Source organism: Methanoculleus sp. SDB, from assembly GCA_001412355.1.
Taxonomy (GTDB): Archaea; Halobacteriota; Methanomicrobia; order Methanomicrobiales; family Methanomicrobiaceae; genus LKUD01.
Genome location: LKUD01000042.1, coordinates 24,036 through 40,394, shown reverse-complemented (window position 1 = coordinate 40,394; position 16,359 = coordinate 24,036). Strand labels below are relative to the sequence as shown.

18 protein-coding genes and 1 pseudogene are annotated in these 16,359 nt (G+C 58.8%); 15 read left to right on the top strand and 4 right to left on the bottom strand.

The window, feature by feature from the left end:
* Window positions 1–377: pseudogene (locus APR53_03105) on the top strand.
* Window positions 378–619: 242 nt separating this feature from the next.
* Here APR53_03105 and APR53_03100 read toward each other — a convergent pair.
* The 3 genes from APR53_03100 to APR53_03090 are packed head-to-tail and all read right to left on the bottom strand — an operon-like array spanning window position 620 to window position 3,765.
* Window positions 620–1,312 (bottom strand): ABC transporter, encoded by a 693-nt coding sequence (locus tag APR53_03100; protein ID KQC04728.1) that lies wholly within the window; start codon window positions 1,310–1,312, stop codon window positions 620–622.
* On the bottom strand, window positions 1,312–2,526 hold the full coding sequence (locus tag APR53_03095) for a hypothetical protein (GenBank protein KQC04727.1): 1,215 nt from the start codon (window positions 2,524–2,526) through the stop codon (window positions 1,312–1,314). Before APR53_03095 ends, APR53_03100 begins: the two co-directional genes overlap by 1 nt.
* 6 nt (window positions 2,527–2,532) lie before the next feature.
* Entirely contained in the window at window positions 2,533–3,765 is a 1,233-nt protein-coding gene (locus tag APR53_03090; protein ID KQC04726.1) for a hypothetical protein, read from the bottom strand.
* Between the two features lie 266 nt (window positions 3,766–4,031).
* Here APR53_03090 and APR53_03085 point away from each other — a divergent pair, with 266 nt between their 5' ends.
* The 13 genes from APR53_03085 (at window position 4,032) to APR53_03025 (ending at window position 15,165) form a co-directional block, all read left to right on the top strand.
* The gene (locus APR53_03085) at window positions 4,032–4,406 is read left to right on the top strand and encodes a hypothetical protein (protein ID KQC04731.1); all 375 of its coding nucleotides are present in this window, start codon (window positions 4,032–4,034) and stop codon (window positions 4,404–4,406) included.
* Between the two features lie 176 nt (window positions 4,407–4,582).
* Window positions 4,583–5,080, top strand: a complete 498-nt coding sequence (locus APR53_03080; protein ID KQC04725.1) for a hypothetical protein — start codon at window positions 4,583–4,585, stop codon at window positions 5,078–5,080.
* 11 nt (window positions 5,081–5,091) lie between these two features.
* Window positions 5,092–6,285, top strand: a complete 1,194-nt coding sequence (locus tag APR53_03075; GenBank protein ID KQC04730.1) for an ABC transporter substrate-binding protein — start codon at window positions 5,092–5,094, stop codon at window positions 6,283–6,285.
* A gap of 6 nt (window positions 6,286–6,291) precedes the next feature.
* Window positions 6,292–7,359 (top strand): iron ABC transporter permease, encoded by a 1,068-nt coding sequence (locus APR53_03070; GenBank protein KQC04724.1) that lies wholly within the window; start codon window positions 6,292–6,294, stop codon window positions 7,357–7,359.
* Window positions 7,353–8,135 (top strand): iron ABC transporter ATP-binding protein, encoded by a 783-nt coding sequence (locus APR53_03065; GenBank protein KQC04723.1) that lies wholly within the window; start codon window positions 7,353–7,355, stop codon window positions 8,133–8,135. Before APR53_03070 ends, APR53_03065 begins: the two co-directional genes overlap by 7 nt.
* Before the next feature lie 90 nt (window positions 8,136–8,225).
* A complete protein-coding gene (locus APR53_03060) occupies window positions 8,226–8,462 on the top strand; it encodes a hypothetical protein (GenBank protein ID KQC04722.1) in 237 nt (78 codons plus the stop codon).
* 398 nt (window positions 8,463–8,860) lie between these two features.
* The gene (locus tag APR53_03055; protein KQC04721.1) at window positions 8,861–10,333 is read left to right on the top strand and encodes a hypothetical protein; all 1,473 of its coding nucleotides are present in this window, start codon (window positions 8,861–8,863) and stop codon (window positions 10,331–10,333) included.
* The gene (locus APR53_03050) at window positions 10,330–10,905 is read left to right on the top strand and encodes an anthranilate synthase (GenBank protein ID KQC04720.1); all 576 of its coding nucleotides are present in this window, start codon (window positions 10,330–10,332) and stop codon (window positions 10,903–10,905) included. Before APR53_03055 ends, APR53_03050 begins: the two co-directional genes overlap by 4 nt.
* Window positions 10,902–11,918 (top strand): anthranilate phosphoribosyltransferase, encoded by a 1,017-nt coding sequence (locus APR53_03045; protein KQC04729.1) that lies wholly within the window; start codon window positions 10,902–10,904, stop codon window positions 11,916–11,918. Before APR53_03050 ends, APR53_03045 begins: the two co-directional genes overlap by 4 nt.
* A complete protein-coding gene (locus APR53_03040; GenBank protein ID KQC04719.1) occupies window positions 11,915–12,661 on the top strand; it encodes an indole-3-glycerol phosphate synthase in 747 nt (248 codons plus the stop codon). The genes APR53_03045 and APR53_03040 overlap by 4 nt, the downstream gene beginning before the upstream one ends.
* Entirely contained in the window at window positions 12,658–13,221 is a 564-nt protein-coding gene (locus tag APR53_03035) for a hypothetical protein (GenBank protein ID KQC04718.1), read from the top strand. Before APR53_03040 ends, APR53_03035 begins: the two co-directional genes overlap by 4 nt.
* On the top strand, window positions 13,218–14,387 hold the full coding sequence (locus tag APR53_03030; protein KQC04717.1) for a tryptophan synthase subunit beta: 1,170 nt from the start codon (window positions 13,218–13,220) through the stop codon (window positions 14,385–14,387). Before APR53_03035 ends, APR53_03030 begins: the two co-directional genes overlap by 4 nt.
* Window positions 14,371–15,165, top strand: coding sequence for a tryptophan synthase subunit alpha (locus APR53_03025; protein KQC04716.1), 795 nt, complete (start codon window positions 14,371–14,373; stop codon window positions 15,163–15,165). Before APR53_03030 ends, APR53_03025 begins: the two co-directional genes overlap by 17 nt.
* Before the next feature lie 11 nt (window positions 15,166–15,176).
* Here the strand turns inward: APR53_03025 and APR53_03020 are convergent, their stop codons facing one another.
* The gene (locus APR53_03020; GenBank protein ID KQC04715.1) at window positions 15,177–15,749 is read right to left on the bottom strand and encodes a methyltransferase type 11; all 573 of its coding nucleotides are present in this window, start codon (window positions 15,747–15,749) and stop codon (window positions 15,177–15,179) included.
* A 108-nt stretch (window positions 15,750–15,857) separates the two neighbouring features.
* Between APR53_03020 and APR53_03015 the strand changes: the two genes are divergently transcribed.
* Window positions 15,858–16,169, top strand: coding sequence for a molecular chaperone DnaJ (locus APR53_03015; GenBank protein KQC04714.1), 312 nt, complete (start codon window positions 15,858–15,860; stop codon window positions 16,167–16,169).
* Window positions 16,170–16,359 lie beyond the last annotated feature (190 nt).

The following is a 16,359-nucleotide window of genomic DNA, read 5'->3' as shown; positions in this document are numbered from 1 at the left end:
CCTGGTCACCGGACGGGACGAAAATTGCATTTTATTCGAGGCGGGAAGGAAATGATGAGATCTACGTGATGAACGCGGACGGAACCGCCCAGACCCGGCTGACAACCGATCCTTCACAGGACTGGCAGCCGGCCTGGTCCGTGGACGGAACGAAAATTGCGTTTGTTACCGATCGGGATGGAAGCGATGAGATTTACGTCATGAACGCGGACGGATCCGGGCCGATCCGGCTGACGAACAATCAGTATTCGGACTGGCATCCTTCCTGTGGCATGCCCCCGGATGTTGTTGTACCGGAATTTCCCGCTCTGTTCATTCCTCTTGGGTTTATTTTCGGGATAATTGCACTCATCTGCTATGGCCGGAAAAAATCCTGATTATTCTCCCTCTTTCCCTCCGTGATCCTTTTGGTGCACCATAACCACTCTACACTCGTGTAATTTCTTCCCTTTCACTCTCTTCCCCCGATGATGCCACCCCGTGTGCCGAGTTCCCGTCATTCGGAGTCCCGGGGGTTTCTCTTCCGGGGCTTGCCCTTGTTGTATCTCCGGTGAGGAAAAAGCGGGACAGTAACCAATATATCATTTCTCCCTCTCTGCCGTGAAACCTGAGATTGTCGTCATTGAACTTTTTCCCGCAACACCTCCTCCTTCTCGATCTTTCCGTCGCGGAGGCGGATCACCCGGTCGAAATACTCCCTGTGCCAGTCTTCGTGGGAGACCATGATCACCGTCTGGTTCAGCTCCTCGTTGATCTGCCCGAAAAGATCGAGTACGGCACGCGAGTTCATGCTGTCGAGGTTTGCGCAGGGCTCGTCGGCGAAGAGGATGTCGGGGTTGTTTACGAGGGCCCTGGCGATGGCCACCCGCTGCTGCTCGCCGCCGGAGAGTTCGGCGGGGAGGTGGTCCTTCCTCCCTGCGAGGTCCACCCGGTCGAGGTAGTCGCGGCCCGTCGCAGAGGCGTCGGGGAGGGGGACGCCGCGGGCGAGTGCCGGGAGAATGACGTTTTCAAGCGCCGAGAGCTCAGGGACGAGGGCGTAATCCTGGAAGATGAACCCGAACTTCTGCAGCCGGAACCGGGTTTTTTTGCTGTCGGAGAACTCGAGCACATCCTCGCCGCCGATCGTGATCTCCCCTTCGGTGGGATCGTCCAGAAGCCCGAGCATATGCAGAAGGGTTGATTTCCCGGAGCCCGACGATCCCATGATCCCGACAAACTCACCGGTACCGATATCGAAGGATACCCCGTTCAAGGCGTGCACCTCGACACGGCCCATCGTATAGATCTTTTTCAGGTTGCGGGCGGTGATCATCAGGCACCCCGCATCGCATCGAGGATCTTTTCGTTGGTGATCCGCCAGGCGGGAATGAACCCGGCAACCGCCGAGGAGAGGTAGAGCATGACGGTATTTTCAACGAGCATGCCCGCATCCACAAGCGGCGTGACGGTCCCGTCCGGAAATTCGATTGGGTAGGCGGTGAAGTAGAGCACCATCGCCTCGAGGATCACCAGCCCGAGGATCACCCCGAAGGTGCAGATGAAGAACACCTGCATGACATAGGAGTTGATGATGACGCTCTTTTTTATCCCGATCGCTTTCAGGATGCCAATCTGCTTTCTGTTGGTGAATGTCTTGATCGTAATCAGGATGAAGATCACCACGATTGCGATGATGAGGCTTCCGATGACGGTGATGTTGTTGATGATGTTAAAGGATTCGACCGATTCGGCGACGATGTCCGATGTTGCGTCCTCCCAGGTTTTTACTTCCTCCCCGACACCGAAACTGAGGATCATTCGTTTGAGGGCGGAAAGATCGGCATCGTCGGTCGCCTTGACGAGGATCTCGCTTGCACGGGTGTTCGGCCCGGTGCCGCCCAGCACGCTCTCCATCTCGTCGGCGGTGACAAACGCCATGTAATCGGCGATATAGGATTTTGTCCGGACAATGCCCTTGATCCGGTACTGACGCACAACACCGTTTGCGTACCTGACCGTGACGACGTCCCCGACGGCCGCCCCGCCGAGCGAATCGTAGAAGTCCTTCGACTTGTCCTCGTGGCCGGTCACGAGCACCCCGAGCAGGATCTCGTCGCGGTCCCCGCTTCCCAGAAAACTGCCTTCCTCGATGAACTCGTGGATCTTCGTGACCTCCACCTCATCGCGCGGGTCGAAGGCTTTGACTTCGATGGAAACGGTATTCTCCTCGAAGTCCACCGAGACGGGCATGGAAAATCGTGCGGATGCCCGGATGACGCCGGGAATCCTGTTGATACGTCCGAGGAGGGTGTCGGCATCCTCGATGTAGCGTTCGTCCACACGCGGCCCGATGACGATGTCCGACGTCATGAAATCGATGGTCTGGACATTATACGACTCCACGGCTCCCGAAATGACCGACGGAAGGAAGATCATGTTGGTGAAGACAAAGGCGATGACGATGATATTTAAGAGCACTCTGCCCCTGCCGCCCCGCTGCAGGGCCCGCGCCGCAAGAAACACGGAGACCCTGAGGTTCTCGAACATCGGTGCTCAGTCCTGTCCGTCCTTTTTTGTGTAGACGAAATAGTACCATGCGCCCGCCGCAACGACGGCGAGGAGGATCACGCCGAAGACAACGATGCCCCCGTCGCCTTTCGACCGGACCGGCATTGTCAGGGGGAATGTTTCGGTGTGGGCCCCCCAGTCGTCCTCGTAGGTGACCGTCAGGGCATAGTCATAGTCGCGGGCTTCGGACGCATCGAGCGTGAAAACGGCTGGAGCATCGTTATCCGGCTTGATCTTTCCGATAAAGGATTCCTTGTTGCCGGAAAAAGGAAGGTCGATTGCCGCCTTCGTGGATGTCGCATCGCCGGTGCCGGTATTTTCTAGGCGGATGATCAGGTCGTACTGGTCCCCCTGCATCACCCTCACCGGATCGGTCTTGACGGAGGCGATACCGATAGCCGCACGGCCGCGGACGTCGAGAGAGACGGCATCGGTCCGGGACACCAGAACGCCATCCACGGTGTAATAGCTCACATCGAGGGCAATCTCGCGGATACCGGTTTCCAGGTCGGGGTCGGTAACAAGGAAGAGAACGAGGTCCTGCGATTCGCCGTCGTCGAGGCGGTCCACGTGAAACGATCCCGACGTTTTCGGGGCAAGGGAGGGATCGTCCTCGGCAACCCGGATGAATATATCATCCGCACTGCTCCGCCCGCTGTTGGAGACGCTGAGTGTCACCTCCACCTCATCACCGGGCCGGATATATTCGGGCCCCGACTGGCTGATGAGAAGCACCGGCTTTTTGACAACCGAGACCGGCACATTCACATTGACCAGTATCGGGTACAGGAGGCTTTCCGCCCCCAGCACCCGCACCCTCAGGAGAGGGAAATAGATGCCGTCCTTCTCCGGAGCCCTGATTAAAAACGAGAGCTGGATGGACTGTTCGGGACCAAGATCCCCCGAATACTGGGAATTTCCTCCCAGCACCTCAACGTCCCCGCCCCCGTCGAGATAGACACTGCTGATCGTCGGGTTGACCTCGGTGCTTGTCGTTATCTCGCTCGTCGACGTCTGGGCGGTGTAGGTCGTTGTCAGCGATGCTTTGGCGGTATTTTTCAGGGTCACCGTAATAACCCCGGTCTCTCCGGGCATAAGCACCGCCGGGGACACGTCCGTATCGGTGATGATCACCGTCGGTTCATACAGTCCGGCGAATGCCGGGACAATACAGAGTGCCGAAATGCAGAGCACGGCTGCGATTTCCTTCCACATCATATGCTTCTCTCCTGATGGTGTCAATGATCCGGATTCTTATTTTAGTTGTCATTCCGTGATTGACCGGAACCCTGATGAACCTTCTACAGCGCGGGGAGTACGGTCAAAGCAGACTTTTCTTCGAAAAAGACTTCTGGAGAATAACCCATTTAAACATCATGTATCGTGGAGGAAACCGTAATGGGGGCTTCGTTTTTAAGCCTCTTTGTAAGCCACGATACCCTGAAAAAGTATATTATGTGAAAATGACTGAGGACTCTGAGAGAATGACGGAATCAGAGAACAGGCAACCGGAGAATCCGGTGCGGTTTGTCGGGTGCTGCGGGGCCTGTTGCAGAACCTGCAAGCCATTCGTCGAAGGATTCTGCAAGGGCTGTAAATTGGGGTACGATACCGGAGAGAGGGACATTTCCAAAGCCAGATGCCCGATGAAAGTATGTTGCTTCGGCCAGAGAAACCTTGAAACCTGCGCAGACTGCCCGGACTATTCCGCCTGTACCATAATCTCCGGTTTTTACGATAAAAAGGGATATAAATATAAAAAATACAGACAGTCGATCGAATTCATCAGAAAGAACGGATATAAACAATTTTTAGAGAAAACACGAAACTGGAAAGGTCCGTACGGCACACTCGGGTAAAGCGGGTTTGAATTTTTTGGGGGCTTTCTTCACGGTATTGCGAAATCATCTCTCCCCCTCCAGGTTTCTGCCCGCGAGTGAGTGAATATCAGGTGATGTGAATAAAAGGGCTCAAAAAAATACAATTTCGTGCTACATTTATCGCAATAATTAAAACTCTTCCGAAACCAGATGGTATGATGAAACGTCCCGCACTCGCCCTTCTCCTTATCATACTGTTTTCGGTCGGCAATGCCGCCGCGCTGACCGTGCCGGATGTCATCCGCTCTTATCAGGAGAATCCTGATGCGACGACGACGGTCACGCTGGAGATTCACGGGATCATGGCGGGCGGCATCATTGAAGAACTTCCCCGGGGATACGAATTTGTGGCGACCACCCATCCGCCGGAGAGTACGCGGCTCCTTTCACACCGGCTGTGCTTTGCATTCCTCGGGGAAGAGGCCATCGAGTACACCGTAAGAATCGGCGATGAGGAGAGCGGGATTACGGGAACATGGGAAGATTTTGGAGACAGCCTTTCAGGAAACGTGCATGAGGCAACCACCGGCGCAGCCCTCTCGCCGTCTGCACCCGTCCCGGATGTCGCGGCTCCGCAATCGGGCATCGGGATTGCACTTCCGCTCCTTGCGGTGACGGGATATCTCGCGTACATGAGGAGGGGACGGACGTGAAGCGGCTTGCGCTGTGCATCTTCCTTCTGTTCCTGTGCGGCTCAGGCATCGCTGCGGGGTGGGATGCCTACGGTATTCCTGCGGATTATAATGGCGATGATGCGCTCACAGGGCAGGAGTTGAGAACCGGGATCCTTGAGTATCTTTCCGCTTCTCCCGCCCTCACGCGTGAAGACATCCGCGATGCCGCCCACGTGTATCTCGAATGGAACGGAACACCGAAGCCGGTCTCGGATTCGGTATCCGACCACATCGTGCTGTATCGCCCGGTTCGGAGGGTGGTGGTCTTTAATGGCGAAGCCGCGGAAACACTCCGCGCCATCGGATTCGATCCCGAAAAGATCGTCGCGACAGACAAATATACGCAGGAAAAATCCTCCTTCTTCCCCGAGCATGCCGGCCGGGAGAATATCGGGTCCGTCTGGTCCCCGGATATGGAGAAGGTTCTCTCAATGCATCCCGATACCGTCTTCCTCTATGCCACCATCAGCACCACTGCCTGCGACGAGATCGGGCAGAAACTCACCGGCAGTTATCCCGACATCCGGGTATTCAGGTTTGATTGCTTCAATCCGCGGACCTATCCTGAAGAGATCCGGAAGATCGGCTTGATAGTGGACAAGGAAGAGGGTGCGAATGATTTCGCCCAATTCTATTCGTCAGTGATGGACACTATCGGAACACGGGTCTCCTCAATCGCTGAGAAGGACAGGGTACGTGTGTATTTCGAGTACTGGAACGATTACAAGACCGTCGCGGGTGCAGCGGGATACAATGAGAAGATCGAGCTTGCCGGCGGCATGAACATTTTTCGCGACGAGGCCGCCGACTACCCCGAAATCGATCCTGAAGCGGTGATCGTGCGCAATCCAGAAGTGATCATAAAACTGGCGGGGAAGGGTCTTGAGTTCGGCGGTTATGCGAAGAGCGATATCGAACCGCTCATCGCGGTCCGGCAATCGCTCCTCGCACGGCCGGGGTGGAACCAGCTCGCTGCCGTGCAGAATGACAGAGTATACATCATCCATTCCGATATTCTCGGAAGTTCCCAGCATTTCATCGGGACTGCATATCTCGCACGATGGTTCTATCCCGATCTCTTCGCCGATCTTAATCCTGCGGTGCTCCACCAGGATTATCTGGACAGGTTCCAGCGGCTGCCGTTCGATCTCGCATCCGAAGGGGCATTCGTGTACCCGGAGTGACCGGAAATGGCATCTGAGGAGACCTCGGCTGAACTCCATGGCCGTTACGGGCAGCTACGGAGAAAAAGATTCACATTTATCGGTATTTTCGTAATCCTGCTCATTGTGCTCGCTCTGATTGCGGTTACCCTGGGCTCCGCTGATATCCCCGTGGATGAATCGTACAGGGCAATCCTCGCGGGCCTCTTTCCCGACCACGTCAGTGCAACGGAACTCGCGATGATCATCATCTGGGACTATCGGCTGCACCGGGTGCTCTTCGCCGTGACCGCAGGCGCCGGCCTCGCCATTGCCGGTGCGGTGATGCAGGGAATACTCCGGAATCCCCTCGCGAGCCCCTTCACGCTCGGCATCGCCTCCGCGGCGGCAACCGGTGCCTCGATCGCGATCGTGCTCGGTGCCGGGATGATGAGCGGAGAGTACCTCGTCATCGGCAATGCATTTCTCTTCTCGGCCCTCGCTGCCGGCGCGATCTACGGGATGGCCCGGTATCGGGGCGTGAGGTCGGAGACCATGATCCTTGCCGGAATCGCGCTTATGTATCTCTTCTCCGCCATCACCTCGCTTCTTCAGTATCTCGGCACGTCTGCACAGCTGCAGGAGGTGGTCTTCTGGATGTTCGGCTCACTGGAGAAATCATCGTGGCTGAAACTCAGCGTGGTGAGCCTGATCCTTGCACTGTGCCTCCCCTATTTGTTCCTCCGGGCATGGGATCTGAACGCACTCGCAGAGGGGGACGAGGTGGCATCCAGCCTCGGGGTGCCGGTCGAGCGCTCAATGACGGCATTTATGGTCATCGCATCGCTCATGACCGCCTCCATCATCTGCTTCACGGGCACCATCGGGTTTATCGGTCTTGTCGCACCCCATATCACGCGAATGATCCTCGGGGGCGACCACCGCACTCTCCTCCCTGCTTCAGGACTCGCGGGCGCGGTCCTGCTGCTCGGTGCTGACAGCCTCGCCCGAAGCATCCTTGCTCCCGCGATCATACCGGTCGGCATCATGACCGCACTCCTTGGAGTGCCGTTCTTCATCTATCTCTTTCTTCACAGGAGTGATGGACAGTGGTAACGCTTCGAATCGAGGATCTCTCTTTCTCGTACCGCCAGGGGAAAGTGCTCGACGCCATCTCGTTCGAGACGGGTGAGGGTGAACTCCTCGGTATTGTGGGGCCGAACGGCTGCGGAAAGACGACCCTGATCAAGTGCATCGATCAGATACTCCTCCCGGACAGGGGTTCGATCCGGCTGGACGGAACGGATCTGCAGAGATTGTCCCGCCGCGAACTCTCCCGGCGGATCTCGTATGTTCCCCAGGCCATCTCTTCGTCAGGTTCCTCGACCGTTTTTGAGATCGTGCTGATGGGCCGACGACCGTACCTGAACTGGAGCGTCTCCGAATCCGACGAGCTGAAGGTGATAGAGGCGATAAAACTGCTCGGAATCGAGAATCTTGCCTTCAGGAATATTCGCAATCTCTCCGGGGGAGAGCGGCAGCGGGTGATGATCGCCCGGGCACTGGTTCAGGACACACAGATCCTCCTGCTGGACGAACCCACAAGCAACCTTGACGTGCATTACCAGATGGGGGTTCTCGAAGTCATTTCCGGACTCGCACGTGAGCGAGACCTCACGGTTATCATGGCAATTCACGACCTGAATCTCGCGTCACGGTACTGCACCGATCTGCTCGTTCTCAACCGGGGAACGGTATACGGACAGGGAAGCCCGTCCGATTTGCTCTCTCCTGAGATGATCCGCGAGGTGTACGGCATCGAAGCGCTGGTAAAGCACGACCCCTCACCACCCTATGTAGTGCCGATACGGGCTGTCCGCGAGCGACCGTAAAAAATCCCATCCCATTTTTCTCGCGTTCAAAGAAAATAGAGCTGCCAATCCAATCGATTCCGGCACTCGCTATCAACCCGGAGGGAACCGGTGGCTCAGGAGAGCACCATGGCAGCGGAGGTGTGGGAGACAACGATGAGGTGCCAGCGGTACGCGGCAGTCGCTTTTCCCGGAGACAAGAGGGAAGAGGGCGCCACAATGGCCGCCATCGCCGGGTCTGGGAAAACACCGGATGGAGTGCGACGGGAGTCATTGCGGATTTTTGCTGTTCAATCCTGTAAACGCTCCCATCAGTGCCGGGGGGGGGCTATATCATACAAATATTAATATTAATAACATTAAGTAAGAAATATATATGATAAAATAGCACAGTTATGTGGTGGGCGGTCCCGAGAAATCGGCGGGTTGGAACACACCTCCTCCGTTCCTGTGGCTGCCCTACCATACAACGGTCACTATGCACACCCTGAATTCCTTTCCTGTCCACACACATGCGAAAAAATATTCGGGAACGGCCCGGGGAAGCCCTCCCGCTTCTTTTTTTATGGCATCGAACAGTTTGCCGCCGGTACCTCATACGATAACACCTGAGAATTCATCCGGAATCCCTATCCATAAGAAAGGAAGATGGCGCCTTCTTCGGATCTACCCCAGTACATTAATGCGTACTTGTGAGCATATTTATACAATGAAGTACAAATTTGTTCAGTGGTGATGCCAGTGGAATGGAGACCGGAACAGAACTGAACCTGACGGCAGAAGAATTCGAGAAAATTACGCACAGCAGTAAAAAGCCCGTGATAATTCCGCTCTGCACGACCCTGCCGGAAAGTATCCTTCCCGGCGGGGACTGCGGATTTATCCTTGAATCCCTTGATACGAAAAAAAGGGATGCGCGGTATTCGGTGAGGGGAATGGATGTCGTGCTGACCATCTCGATCGGAGACGGGCTCAGCCTGACGGGAGACGAGCGGTATGTCGAGACTGCGCGCCGGGCGGCCCGAGGCCGGAACCCCGTCGAGACGGTCAGGTCGATTATCGACGCCTTTACGGTATGCACAGAGAATACGCCTGATTTCACTGGGTGCTTTGCCGGCTACTTTGCGTATGATCTTGTCTACTCGCTCTACGAGATGCTCCCGGAGTATCGTCCGGCAGAGAGAAAAACGCCGGTTGCCGAGTTTATATTCACCCGCGAGAGCATTGTCACCGATCACCGGGACAATGCCAGGTATCTTTTTTCCTATCCGCTCATCACGGAGAACTCCGATCCCTTGGAAGAATATGACAAAGCAGAACGGCGAATACGGGACCGGGCCCGCAGACCGGCAGGGCATGCGAACAGATCCGAAGGCTCCGGAAAACTGCGGCTTACCTCGAACCTCACTGAAAAAGCCTATGAAGAGCGGGTGGCGCGGGCGAAGGAATACGTCCGTTCGGGCGAGATCCTCCAGGCGGTCATCTCCCGAAAAATGGAGTGCCCGTTCAGCGCATCGCCACGGGCTCTTTATGCGACTCTCAGGGAGGTGAATCCGAGCAATTACATGTACTTCCTCGACTTCGGGAAGAGGCAGATCATCGGATCCAGCCCCGAAATGCTTGTGAGAGTCGAAGGAAAAACGGTGACCACCGTTCCCATCGCCGGCACCCGGCCGCGGGGACAGGACGCGGCAGAGGACGGGCGGCTTGCCCGGGAACTCCTCGCCGACAGAAAGGAGTGCGCCGAACACCTCATGCTCGTCGATCTGGCACGAAATGATCTCGGCAGGGTCTGCACCTACGGCTCGGTCACTCCCGACATTTTCATGGAGGTCGAGAAGTTTTCTCATGTCCAGCATATCGTTTCCCGGGTGAACGGCAGACTCAGAGACGACTGCGACCGGTTTGATGCCTTCGTCTCCTGTTTTCCCGCCGGAACGGTTTCCGGTGCGCCGAAGATCAGGGCGATGCAGATCATCGACGAACTGGAGGACGAGAAGAGAGGCATCTATGCGGGAGCTGCCGGCTATATCGGGCTGAACGGGGATCTGAACCTCGCAATAGCCATCCGGACAATCGTCGTCGAAAACGGAAAGGCCTCCGTCCAGGCCGGAGCCGGCATCGTCGCGGACTCTGTCCCCGAGAAGGAATATGCCGAGACCGCGATAAAGGCCGGGGCCATGCTCGATGCAATCAGGAGAGCGGAGGGAAAAGGATGAAGGCCCTTGTAATCGACTGCTACGACAGCTTTACCTATAATCTCTGCCAGATGATCGGCCGCCTGGGCTCGGAGCCCGTGGTCGTGCCGAACGATTACCCGCCCGAAAAGCTCCGGCTCCGGGATATCGAGCGGGTCATCCTCTCTCCGGGGCCCGGCCGGCCCGAAAACTCGGGGCTCTGCCTCCACGCCCTTGCGACGTTTTCACGGGAGATCCCGACCCTCGGCGTGTGCCTCGGCCACCAGGCGATCTGCTTCGCTTTCGGAGGGGAGATCGTCCGGGCGGAAAACCTCATGCACGGGATGACCTCCCTGATCTCGCATGATGGTGCCGGGATCTTTTCCGGACTTGTGAATCCGTTTACGGCGACGAGGTACCACTCCCTCATCGCGGAGAGGGGGACGCTCCCCGACGAACTTGCCGTGACCGCGGTGAGCTGCGATGACGGCTATGTCATGAGCGTCCGGCACCGCGACTACCCGATTGAGGGCATACAGTTTCACCCCGAGAGCATCCTCACGGGGGAAGGCATGCACCTGATGACAAATTTCCTGGGGAGCGGGTGCCGGTGATGCAGAGAGCGATAGCACGGGCCGCGGCACGGACGGATCTCACCGCCGATGAGGCGGCGTCTGCCATGACTTCCATGATGACAGGCAGTGCGACAGATGCACAGATCGGAGCTTTCCTGACCGCAATGAGCATGAAGGGAGAGACGAAGACCGAGATTGCCGCCGGTGCGGGTGTGCTGAGGGAGCATGCCGCGGCAATAAGGCCGAAATGTGAAGGCACGCTCGTCGATACCTGCGGGACGGGAGGGGATATGCGAGGAACGTTCAATATCAGCACGGCAGCCGCGTTCGTCGCCGCGGGTGCAGGGGTTCCCGTCGTCAAACACGGAAACAGAAGCGTGAGCAGCAGGTGCGGATCAGCCGATCTGCTGGAGAAGGTCGGGGTCGTCCTCGCCATCCCGCCCGAAAGAACATGCCGCATCATAGAGGAGATTGGCATCGGCTTTCTGTTCGCACCCCTGTACCACCGGGCGATGAAAGCCGTTGCCGGGCCGCGGATGGAGATCGGGATACGGAGCCTCTTCAATATCCTCGGCCCGCTTGCAAACCCTGCCGGGGCAGAAGCCCAGCTCATCGGCGTATACAACCCGGAGCTCACGGAAACGGTCGCCGGTGCCCTGAAGATACTCGGCACCCGGCGGGCGATGGTCGTTCACGGCGACGGGCTCGATGAGATCACAACGGCCGGGAGAACCCGGGTTTCAGAGCTCACCGACGGGAAGGTGGAGCATTACGAACTTTCATGCCGGGACTTCGGCATCTCCGAGGCCGATCCGGCCGCGCTCAGGGGAGGCGATGCTGGAGAGAATGCGGAGATCTTCCTGCACGTCCTCGGAGGAGGGGAGGGGCCGGCACGCGACATCGTGCTCATGAATGCCGGGGCCGCGATATGCCTCGGGGGACGGGCAGGTTCGCTTGACGAGGGCATCCGCCGTGCGGAGGACTCGATTGACAGCGGAAAGGCCCGGAGAAAACTGGAATCGCTGATTGAGATAACCGGGGAAACACCATGATTCTGGACGAGATCCTCAGGACGACACGGCATCGGATAAAAGAGCCCGGACGAGGCGGAGAGAGGAACGACCCTCTGAGCCTGAAGGAGGCGATAACGTCCGTTCGGGGAAGGCATGCGGTCATCGCGGAGATCAAGTTTTCCTCGCCCTCCTCGGGAAGGATACGGGATCGGACCGATCCCGCCGCAATCGCGGAAGAATATCGGAGAGGCGGGTGTGCGGCCATATCGGTTCTCACCGAGCCCGAATTCTTCGGGGGAAGGCCGGAAGATATTGCGGCGGTGAAAGAAGTTGTCTCTCTCCCGGTTTTACGAAAGGACTTCATCATCGATGTACGCCAGATCGGGGAGACGAAAGAGCTCGGGGCGGATGCGGTGCTCCTGATCGCGGGCCTGCTCGGCGACCGGCTCGGAACGTTCGTCACTGCTGCCCGGAAGGCGGGGCTCGAACCCCTGGTCGAGGTGCACACGCACCATGATGTGGAGGTGGCGCTCGCATCGGGTGCCGGGATCATCGGGATCAACAACCGTGACCTCCGCACCATGCAGATCCGGCCGGATACAACGGCCGAACGAGCCGGACGGATTCGGAATGCCGGCAGGCTCGTCGTCGCGATGAGCGGGATTACAGGGCCGGAGGATATCAGGCGGCTTGCCCCCCATGCCGACGCCTTCCTTGTCGGAACGGCACTCATGTCAGCAAAGGAGCCGCACACGGCACTGGAGGGATTGGTATTCGCATAAAGATCTGCGGGGTCACCTCGCCCGGGGATGCACGCTGTGCGGAGGAGGCGGGAGCCGATGCCGTCGGCATCGTCGTCTTCAGCGATTCGCCGCGCTCGGTTGCGGTGGAGCGCGCCGGAGAGATCCTTGATCGACTCGGCCCCTTCACGACAGGGGTATGCGTGACGGCGACGGAGGACGGGGAGGAGATCGACGAGATGCTCGCGCTCCGCACCCCGGCCGTGCAGGTGCGGGCGGAGATCCCCCTCCCCCGCACCCGTGCGCGGGTCCTGCGTATGATCAGCCCCGGACAGAGGCCGGCCTACCCCTGCGATGCGGTCGTGATCGACTCCAGCAGGGGGAGGGGGCAGCCCTTTGACCGGGGATTTGCGCGGCAGGTGCTCGCAAACTGCCCCCTCCCGGCCATCCTTGCCGGAGGGCTGACCCCGGAGAATGCGAACGCCGCAGCGGCCCTCTGCCCCTATGCACTCGATGTGGCGTCGGGGGTCGAGAGCCGGCCCGGAGTCAAGGACCCCCGGCTCGTGCGTGCATTTATCAGCGCATGCAGGAGGCTTCCATGAAGAAAGGACGTTTCGGCCAATACGGCGGTCAGTTTGTTCCGGAAACCCTGATGGCAGCCCTGGCGGCGCTCGAGGAGGGGCAGAGAACCATCTGCCGGAGCAGGGAGTTTCAGGACGAGCTTGCGTTGTACCTGACGGAGTATGCCGGGAGGGAGACACCCCTGACATTCTGCAGGAATGTCTCGGACGATATGGGGTGCAGGGTATACCTCAAACGCGAGGACCTCCTCCATGGCGGGGCGCATAAACTCAACAACACGCTCGGACAGGCCCTTCTTGCACGCCATATGAACAAAAAGAGGCTGATCGCCGAGACGGGAGCCGGCCAGCACGGCGTTGCGACGGCGATTGCCGGGGCGGTGATCGGTCTCCCGGTCGAGGTATACATGGGAGAGACGGACTGCACCCGACAGCATCTTAATGTCGTCAGAATGGAGCTGATGGGCGCAACCGTCATCCCGGTAAGCGGCGGGACCGCGACCCTCAAGGATGCGGTCAATGAGGCGATGCGGGACTGGGCAGCCAGTGCCGGGGATTCTGCCTATATCCTCGGCTCTGTCGTCGGGCCGCACCCGTACCCCCGGATGGTCAGGGATTTCCAGACAGTCATCGGAAAGGAGGCCCGGCGGCAGATCCTCGAGCGTGAGGAGCGCCTCCCCGATGACGTGATCGCCTGTGTGGGCGGCGGATCCAATGCCATCGGGATCTTCCATCCCTTCCTCGGGGATGATGTGGCGCTCACCGGCGTCGAGGCCGGCGGCAGGGGCATAGAGCCCGGAGAACACGGTGCCTCGCTCGGGCACGGCAGGCCGGGGATCCTGCACGGAGCCCTCTCCTACCTTCTCCAGGACGACGACGGGCAGGTCCGCGGAACGCACTCGATAGCGGCCGGGCTGGACTACCCCTCGGTCGGGCCCGAGCATAGCATGCTCAAAGATACCGGCCGGGTACGCTATGAAAGCGTCCGGGACACGGAGGTCCTCGACGCGTTCCGGTATCTCTCGCGACGGGAGGGAATCGTGCCGGCACTCGAGTCGGCGCATGCGGTTGCCTATCTCCTCCGGGAGAAGGGCAGGTTCGAAAAAGACGATATCGTCATCATCAACCTCTCCGGGAGGGGTGACAAGGATATCACACGGGAGGTCGTGCATGAGCAGAATCAATAAAGCCTTTGAAGGACCGGCATTCATCGCCTTTACGGTGGCGGGCGATCCCGATTACGCGACCTCGCTTATGATTGCGCAGACCCTCATCCGTTCGGGAGCGGACATTCTGGAGCTGGGCATCCCGTTCTCGGACCCGGTGGGCGACGGCCCCGTAATCCAGCGGGCCGATGAACGGGCTCTCTCTGCCGGTGCAACGACCGCCTCCGCCTTTACGCTCGTGAGGGAGATCAGGAAAGAGTCGGATATTCCGGTCGTGCTGCTCGTATACTGCAACACGGTCTATGCCCGGGGGCCCGCATGCTTCTACCGCGAGGCGAAGGACGCCGGGGTTGACGGGATACTGGTCGTCGATATGCCGGCCGAAGAGGCGGGGTTGGTGACGGGCCCTGCGAAAGAGTCAGGGATTGAGCAGATCTTTACGGTGACACCGACAACGCCCCCCGCCCGCGTGAAAATGATTTCCGCACTGGCCGGCGGCTTTCTCTACCTGGTCTCCCTCTCGGGGGTGACGGGAAAACGTGAAACGCTCTCGGAAGCCGCCCGGCCCCTGATCCGACGGGTACGGGAGCAGACCGACATGCCGCTCGCCCTCGGCTTCGGGATAGCGGATGAAGTCCAGGCCCGGCAGGCGGTGGAGGCCGGAGCGGACGGCGTTATTGTCGGAAGCGCCATCGTGGAGATTATCGAGAGAAATGCCGGAAATCCTGGCAGGATGGAGCGGGAGCTTGCGGCGTTCACCGCCCGGATGAAGGCGGCGGTGGATTCGCACGGGGTTTAATAATGTTCCCTTCAGTCCTTCTTCGCCACGAAAACACCGAATCCCTGCCGGGAATCCCCCGAAAGCACGGAAAATCCGGCCTGCCGGAGGAGCCCCCGAACCTCATCGGACGAGAAAAAACGGGCATGGGAGAGAAAACGCCCCTTCTCCCCCTCGCGGAGGTACGTCCGCACGACCGGACCGTCGCGTTCGAGGAAGCCGATGACGAGGGCGCCCCCCGGGACGACAATCCTGTATAGTTCGGCAAGCGCCCCGTGTGGATCGTCAAGGAAACAGAGAACGGTCACGAGAAGCGCCAGCGAACACGAGTTATCCCGGAGGGGAAGGCTTTCCGCACGGCCGCGGATGACATCGATTCCCCTCCGGTATGCCATCCCGCCGAGTGCCCGCGAGGGTTCGATGCCCAGCCGGATCCCGAGCGGGCCGGCGAACCTCCCGGATCCCACGCCGACTTCAACGCTCCGGGCATCGACCGGAGGGAGGACGCTCTGAATGCGGGCCAGTTCTGCGTGATAGACGCTCCGGTGCACATCATACCAGGCATCATATTCCCCGGCATACCGCTCGAAGATCTCCTCTGTCATGGGACCTGTGAATTCTCCCTGCACCCGTATCTGCCGCAAGCGCGAAAAAGTACAGGATCAGACTACCGCGGTAACTTTTTTTCTCCGTCCCGCCGTATCGGATGAACAATGAACACACATACTGCCATGGCCGTCAGGGAGGCAGCGGAGGTTCTCGGGATTACCGGGGGGGCCAGTCTGAACGAGATACGCCACCGCTATCGTGAGCTGATGAAAGAATGGCACCCGGATGCGGCAAAAAGTGACCCGCCATCCTCCCACCAGAGAGCCGCCACCCTCAACGGGGCATATGAACTCCTCCTTGACTACTGCACGAATCACCGGTTCTCGTTCCGTCTCGATGACATCAAAGCCACCCTGGGGAAGACTCCCGGCGAATACTGGATGGAGCGGTTCGGCGACGACCCTCTCTGGAGCTGACGGAAATCAGGCATTCCACTGATAAGAGCGTGAAACGACGCCACACAGCACCCTCCTGCAACAGCAAGGGATCCCACGCACCCCGGTAGCTCCACCACCGGCAACAAGAACCGCCACTCCCGGCCTTTCCCGGAGATTTCCCCTCCGGCATGCACTATCCTCCCGGCAAGCCCGTTTTCAGCCGGGAAAA